The 6,873-nt window shown below is 71.9% G+C and carries 5 protein-coding genes; all 5 read left to right on the top strand.

Translation table 11 applies throughout. The features are described from left to right. The coding region (locus tag OJ962_RS10860) for a regulatory protein RecX (RefSeq protein ID WP_270006333.1) at positions 1-699 on the top strand (699 nt) is incomplete at its 5' end. A 457-nt stretch (positions 700-1,156) separates the two neighbouring features. Continuing rightward, a complete protein-coding gene (gene rny / locus OJ962_RS10855) occupies positions 1,157-2,626 on the top strand; it encodes a ribonuclease Y (RefSeq protein ID WP_202952898.1) in 1,470 nt (489 codons plus the stop codon). A 130-nt stretch (positions 2,627-2,756) separates the two neighbouring features. Further along, positions 2,757-4,076, top strand: a complete 1,320-nt coding sequence (gene miaB, locus OJ962_RS10850) for a tRNA (N6-isopentenyl adenosine(37)-C2)-methylthiotransferase MiaB (protein WP_202952897.1) — start codon at positions 2,757-2,759, stop codon at positions 4,074-4,076. Positions 4,077-4,078: 2 nt separating this feature from the next. Continuing rightward, a complete protein-coding gene (locus OJ962_RS10845; protein WP_202952896.1) occupies positions 4,079-4,612 on the top strand; it encodes a GNAT family N-acetyltransferase in 534 nt (177 codons plus the stop codon). 30 nt (positions 4,613-4,642) lie between these two features. Continuing rightward, the gene (locus OJ962_RS10840) at positions 4,643-6,730 is read left to right on the top strand and encodes a hypothetical protein (RefSeq protein WP_270006332.1); all 2,088 of its coding nucleotides are present in this window, start codon (positions 4,643-4,645) and stop codon (positions 6,728-6,730) included. Positions 6,731-6,873 lie beyond the last annotated feature (143 nt).

Genomic DNA, 6,873 nt, shown 5'->3' with positions numbered 1-6,873 from the left:
CGATCCGACTTGTCCCGCGGCGGCGGCCCGCCCACCCCTTCGCCCGCCGCGCCCGACGTCGCGCCGGCCGGCCCCGCCGCGGCCTTGTCGCCCGACCCCGCCGCGGCCTCGTCACCCGACCCCGCCACGGCCTCGTCACCCGACGACTCGCAGCTCGCGCTCGACGGGCTCGCCGCGGAGCTCGCGCCCGACTCGCTCGGCGCCCTCGCCGCCGGGCCGGCCGCCGCCGACGAGGCGCGGCTGCGCGAGGAGGCGTTCAACGCGGCGTGGCGGTTCATCGCGCGGCGCGAGCGCACCGAGGCCGAGGTGCGGACGCGGCTCGAGCGCAACGATGTCGAGCCGCCGCTGATCGACGAGGTGCTCGACGAACTGCGCGCCGGCGGCTACGTCGACGACGCCGGGTACGCGACCCGCTTCGCCGAGGACCGGCGCAACCTGGACGGGTGGGGCGCCGAGCGGATCGAGCGGCGCCTGCGCGAGCTCGGCGTCGACCGTCGGCACATCGCCGCCGCGCTCGCGGCCGGCGACCATGACGAGCTCGCCGCGGCCACCGCGCTGCTCGCGCGCCGCTACCCGATCCCGCCGGAGCAGCCGCGCGACCTCGAGAAGGCGCTCGGGTTCCTGGTGCGCAAGGGGTTCGACCTCGAGCTGGCGCACGACGCGCTCCGCCGCCACGCGGCTTCCGCCGTCGAGCGCTGACCGTTCCGCAGCACCGCTCGGTGCCACCCCGCTGACACGTGTCGTGCCTGCCGGCGAGGTTCCCGCCGGGCGAGCCCTCGTAGGCGCCGGTGGCGCGTTGCGTGCGACCACGCGCGGTACTACGATCCGCCGCAGCGACAGACCGGGTCCGGCACGGACCCACCTGAAACCAGCAGCAAATCCAGATAATTTCACCAGCGATTCAGCAGCTTCAGTCTTGACGGCCACGACACATCACTTAGGGCGAGAACGCCCACCGTGTGGGCTTGAACGCTCGCTACGGCTCCTTCGAACAAACACGCACGAAGCCGCCATCTGACGCGGCGGCGCTACGCCGCCTCTCATGCTGATCCTCGTTCCCGGGCCCCGGGCCGACCCGATCTGCCGCCTCTGGAAATCGAAGCATCGGATCTCGCCGCGCCCTGCAGGGCGGCGTACGGAGAGAGGACACTGGACAATGGAAATCGTGATCGCGGCGGCCGTGCTCGCGGCCGGCCTGGTGGTCGCGGCGCTGCTGTTGGTGAAGCGAGCTCCCGGGCTCGCCGCCGCGGGCGGCGCCTCGCGCACGGCGTCCCGCGTGGCCGCACCGCCCCAAGACGCGCCCGCCGCGCGTGAACCCGCCGCCGACGACGCCGCGCTCGCGCGCCGGCAGGAGATGGGCCGCCTCGAGGAGCGCCTGCTCGCCCGCGAGGAGGCGCTGGAAGCCCGCGCCGCCGAGCTCGAGCGCCGCGCGGAGGAGCTCACCCGTCTGCAGGAGCAGGCCAACGAGGCGCACGTCCGCCACGTCAAGGCGCTCGAGCGCACCTCCGGCTACTCCGCCTCCCAGGCCAAGCAGCTCCTGCTCAAGGAGCTCGAGGACCAGATCCGCCACGATTCCGCCCGCCTCGTCCGCCAGATCGAGGACGAGACCAAGCGCGACGCCGACCGCCGCGTCCGCAACATCCTCGCCGTCGTCATGCAGCGCCTCGCCGCCGGCCACGCGGCCGAGACCACGGTCTCCGTCGTCCAGCTGCCCGCCGACGACATGAAGGGCCGCATCATCGGCCGCGAGGGCCGCAACATCCGCGCCCTCGAGCACCTCACCGGCGTCGACTTCATCATCGACGACACGCCCAACGCCGTGATCCTGTCCGGCTTCGACGGCGTCCGCCGCGAGATCGCCCGCATGACGCTCGAAAAGCTCCTGCAGGACGGCCGCATCCACCCGGCCCGGATCGAGGAGACCTACTACCAGGCCAAGTCCGAGCTCGAGTCCCACATCATCGAGTCCGGCGAGCAGGCCGCGCTGGAGTCCAACGTCCAGGGCCTGGACGCCGAGCTCATCCGCATCCTCGGCCGCCTCAAGTACCGCACGAGCTACGGCCAGAACGTCCTCGCGCACTCGATCGAATGCGCTCACCTGGCGGCGATGATGGCCGAGGAGCTCGGCGCGTCCCCCAAGACGGCCAGAAGAGCCGCCCTCCTGCACGACATCGGCAAGGCCGTCAGCCACGAGGTCGAAGGCCCGCACGCGCTCGTCGGCGGCGACCTGGCCCGCCGCCACGGCGAGTCGGAGGCCGTCGCCCACGCGATGGAGGCCCATCACAACGAGGTCGAGCCGCAGACCGTCGAGGCCGTGATCGTCCAGGCCGCCGACGCGCTCTCCGGCGCCCGGCCGGGGGCCCGCGGCGAATCGCTCGAGCAGTACGTCAAGCGCCTGCGCGATCTTGAGCAGATCGCCACGCGCCACGACGGCGTCGACAAGGTCTACGCCATGCAGGCCGGCCGCGAGATCCGCGTCATGGTCATGCCGGGCACGCTCGACGACGACGGCGCCGTCCTGCTCTCGCACGAGATCGCGCGCGAGATCGAGCAGGAGCTCGAGTACCCGGGTCAGATCAAGGTCACGGTCATCCGCGAGTCACGCGCCACCGACTACGCGCGCTGAGCGAGCTCCTCGAGCGTCGCGAGGATCTCGTTGCGCACGACGGCATCGACCGCCTCCCACGCCAGGCCGCCGAGCGAGATCCGCTCGACGGCCTGGTCGCCGGACTCGCCGAGTACGCTGTTCGGCGGTCATGAAGCGCTTCCACGTCACCACCTTCGGCTGCCAGATGAACGAGCACGACTCCGAGCGCATGAAGGGCATGCTCGAGTCGCTGGGATACGCCGAAGCGGACGCGCGCGAGGAAGCCGACCTGATCCTGTTCAACACGTGCTCGATCCGTGAGAAGGCCGACGAGCGCTTCGTCTCGCACCTGTACGAGGCGCGGGCGCTCAAGCGCCGCGACCCGGAGCGCGTGATCGGCGTCGGCGGCTGCTGGGCGCAGTCCGTCAAGGACCAGGTCTTCCGCGACTACCCGTTCGTGGACGTCGCGTTCGGGCCCGGCCAGGTGCACAAGCTGGCGGAGTTCCTCACAAGCGACAGCCTCACCGCCCAGGGCTTCTTCGAGTTCGAGGGCTTCACCGGCCACCTGCCGGGCAAGCGCGCGCGGGACGTGCACGCGTGGGTGCAGATCAGCGCCGGCTGCAACATGAAGTGCTCGTACTGCATCGTGCCGTCCACGCGCGGTCGCGAGGTGTCGCGGCCGTTCGAGGAGCTCGTCGCCGAGGTGCGCCAGCTCGCGTCCGAGGGCGTGCGCGAGGTCACGCTGCTCGGCCAGAACGTGAACTCCTACGGCACCCGCCTGCGGCCGCAGCCGCGCAAGTTCAGCGAGCTGCTGCACGCGGTGGACGCGATCGACGGGATCGAGCGCGTGCGCTACACGTCGCCGCATCCGGCGCACATGACCGAGGACGTCATCCGCGCGCACGCTGAGCTGCCGTCGGTCTGCCAGCACATCCATCTGCCGCTGCAGGCCGGCTCCTCGCGGGTGCTCAAGCGCATGCGGCGCACCTACGGGCGCGACCGCTTTCTGGACCGTGTCGCGTTGATCCGCGAGCACGTGCCGGACTGCGCCATCACGACCGACATCATCGTCGGCTTCCCGGGGGAGACCGAGGCGGACTTCGTCGAGACGCTCGAGGTGGTCGAGGAGGTCGGCTTCGACGGCGCCTTCACGTTCATCTACTCGCCGCGGCGGGACACCGAGGCGGCGGAGTTCGTGGACGAGTTCGTCCCGCACGAGGTGCAGGTCGAGCGCATGGAGCGGCTCGTCGAGGCCGTCCAGCGGCGTGCTCGTGAGCGGGCCCAGCGCTTCGTCGGGCGGACTCTGGACGTGCTCGTCGAAGGGCCGTCGCGGTACGACCCCACGCGCCTGCGCGGGCGCACGACGCACAACAAGGTCGTCAACTTCGACGGCCTCGGCGCCGCGGGCGAGATCGTGCCGGTCGAGATCCTCTCGGCCACGTCGCAGTCGCTCTCGGGCACCGAGTCGCTGCTCTCGCGCGTCGCCTAGCCGTGTGCGCGCTGCCGTGGCCGTCCCCGCCGCTGAGCGACGGGGTCGTCACGTTGCGGCCGTGGCAACCGGACGACATCCCGGCGATGCTCGTCGCCTTCCACGACCCGGTCTTCCAGCGCTTCTCGGACTGGGCGCCGCTGACCGACGCGGCCGCACGCGAGCACTTCTCGGACCTCGAGCGAGCCCGGCTGCGCGGCGAGGTGCTCGACCTCGCGATCGTCGACCCGGCGGTGCTGGGCGGCGTATCGCTGCACGGCGTGGCGGGCGAGCGGGGGAGGATCGGGTACTGGCTCGCCCCCGACGCGCGCGGCCGCGGCGTCGCGACCCGTGCCGTGCGGCTGCTCGTGCGCTGGGCCTTCGACGCCGTGGGATTGACGCGGCTGGAGCTCACGTGCGGGCCCGACAACGTCGCTTCACATTGTGTGGCCGAGCGCTGCGGGTTCCGGCGCGAGGCGCTGCTACGCGCACATCAGCCGTTCAAGGGCGGGATGCGCGACAGCGTCGTCTACGGCCTGCAGAACACACGTTTGTAATCCGTCCGAAGCTCGTGCGAACATGTGTTCGTGCGCTGGTCATCACAAGTCATCGAGCGGGACGACGCCGGGCGGCTGCCCGGCCTGGGGGACACGGTGGTACGCCGGTTCGACGCGCCGGAGGCGCTGGACATGCGCTTCCACGAGGTCCGGACCAAATCGGCGCTCAACCGCGTGCCCGCCGCTTCCCGCGTGCCGTTCAACTGGACGGTCAACCCGTACCGCGGCTGTTCCCACGCCTGCGTGTACTGCCTGGCGGGAGACACGCAGATCCTGCTCGCGGACGGCGGCGTCCGCGAGCTCGCGGACCTGCGGGTGGGGGACCGCATCTACGGGACCCGCAAGCGCCGCTTCGTGGAGACGGAGGTCCTTGCCCACTGGCCCCCGCGCAGGTCGGCGTACGGCGTGACGCTCGAGGCCGGCACGGAGCTGCGCGCGAGCGGCGCCCACCGCTTCCCCTCGCGCGGCGGCTGGAGCTTCGTCGCCGCGGCCGACGGCGCGTGCGCCGGCCGTCCTGTGGCCGAGCGGCTCGTCGGGCCGTCTGCGCGCTCGTCGGGGCACAGGGCGGGCGCCGCGCTCCTCGCGCCGCCGGTGGCCGTCGGCACCCGCCGGCGCGGCCGGTCGAGCGCCGCGGGCGGGCGCCGCGTCCTCGCGGTGGGCGACCGGCTGGCCGGTGTGGGCCAGTTCGCCGAGGGTCCCGTGGAGGACGTCGACTACCGGCGCGGCTACCTGTGCGGCGCCATCCACGGCGACGATCATCTGTTCCGGCTCACGCCGGCCGGGCGCGAGGCGCTCGAGCGTGTCGACCTCTACCTGGCCGAGCTCGGCTTGACCATGACCGCGGCGGCGGTGGCGGGTTACCGCGAGGTACGCGCGGCGCGGCCGAGCGCCGAGTCCCTGCGCCAGGTGCTCACCTGGCCGTGGGACGCGTCGGAGCAATGGGGCAAGGGGTTCTTGGCGGGTGTGTTCGACGCGGACGGCTCGAGCGGCGAAGCCGTCCGGCTCGAGAACTCGGACCCGGCTGTGCTGCGCCGAGCGGCGGACAGCCTGCGGGTGCTCGGCTTCCACTTCGTGTCCGAGAACGCGCAGACGCTGCGCCTGCTCGGCGGCAGCGCCAACCACCTGCGCTTCTTCCACACCGTCTGGCCGGCGGTCCGGCGCAAGTGCACGATCGCGGGCCGCGCCGTCAAGTTCCCGGGTTCGCTGCGGGTGACGTCGGTGGAGCCGCTCGGGCTCGAGATCCCGATGTACGACATCACGACCGGCACCGGCGACTTCATCGCCAACGGCGTGGTCAGCCACAACTGCTTCGCCCGTCCCACGCACGAGTACCTGGAACTCGACGCCGGCCGCGACTTCGAGCGTGAGATCGTCGTCAAGGTCAACGTGCCCGAGGTCCTGCGCGCGGAGCTGCGCCGGCCGTCCTGGAAGGGCGAGAGCGTCGCCCTGGGCACGAACACGGACCCGTACCAGTGGGTCGAGGGTCGCTACAAGCTCATGCGCGGCATCTGGGAGGCGTTCCGCGACCACCACAACCCGTGCTCCGTGCTCACCAAGTCGCCGCTCATCCTGCGCGACGTGGACCTCCTGAAGCAGATCGCCGAGGTCACGGACATCAGCGCCTGCCTCTCGGTCCCGACCCTCGACGAGAAGGCCTGGCGCGCCACCGAACCGCACACGCCGCACCCGCGCGCCCGCCTCGAGGCCGTCGCCGAGCTCAACCGCAACGGCATCCCGACCGGCGTCCTCATCGCCCCGCTGATCCCGGGCATCAACGACTCACCAGATCAGGTCGAGCAGATCGTCGAGCTTGCCACCGAGGCGAACGCCTCCTACATCGGCGGCCAGACCCTGTTCCTGGCTGGCCCGGTCCGCAAGATCTTCATGGACTGGCTGCGCGACTACCGCCCGGACCTCGTCCCGCGCTACGAACGCCTCTACGCGAAGAGTTCCCGCCTCACACCGGCCGAACGCCACAAGATCGAAGCCGCCGCGGGCGCACCCTGGCTGCGCCCAGACCGCGAGATGGACCCCTTCCGCCGTCACCGAGGCGGCCCGACCCCACCACCTCTGATGCCGACACCGATCCCCCGCGTGAAGCAGGGCACCTTGTTCTAGAAACGCAACAACCGCCTCGGCGGGCGGTCTATCCGGTTCATCGGCAGCCGCCGCCCGAACCTTTAGCGGTCTCCGCCGTATTGGCGCGTTGGCGCTCGCACGCCCAGGGCGGGTCGCCCGCACACGGACGCCGCAGGCGACCG

The sequence above is a fragment of the Solirubrobacter deserti genome, from assembly GCF_027587175.1.
In the GTDB taxonomy this organism is placed as follows: Bacteria; Actinomycetota; Thermoleophilia; order Solirubrobacterales; family Solirubrobacteraceae; genus Solirubrobacter; species Solirubrobacter deserti.
The sequence above is the reverse complement of the archived record's forward strand: the minus strand, read 5'-3'. Positions and strand labels throughout refer to the sequence as shown.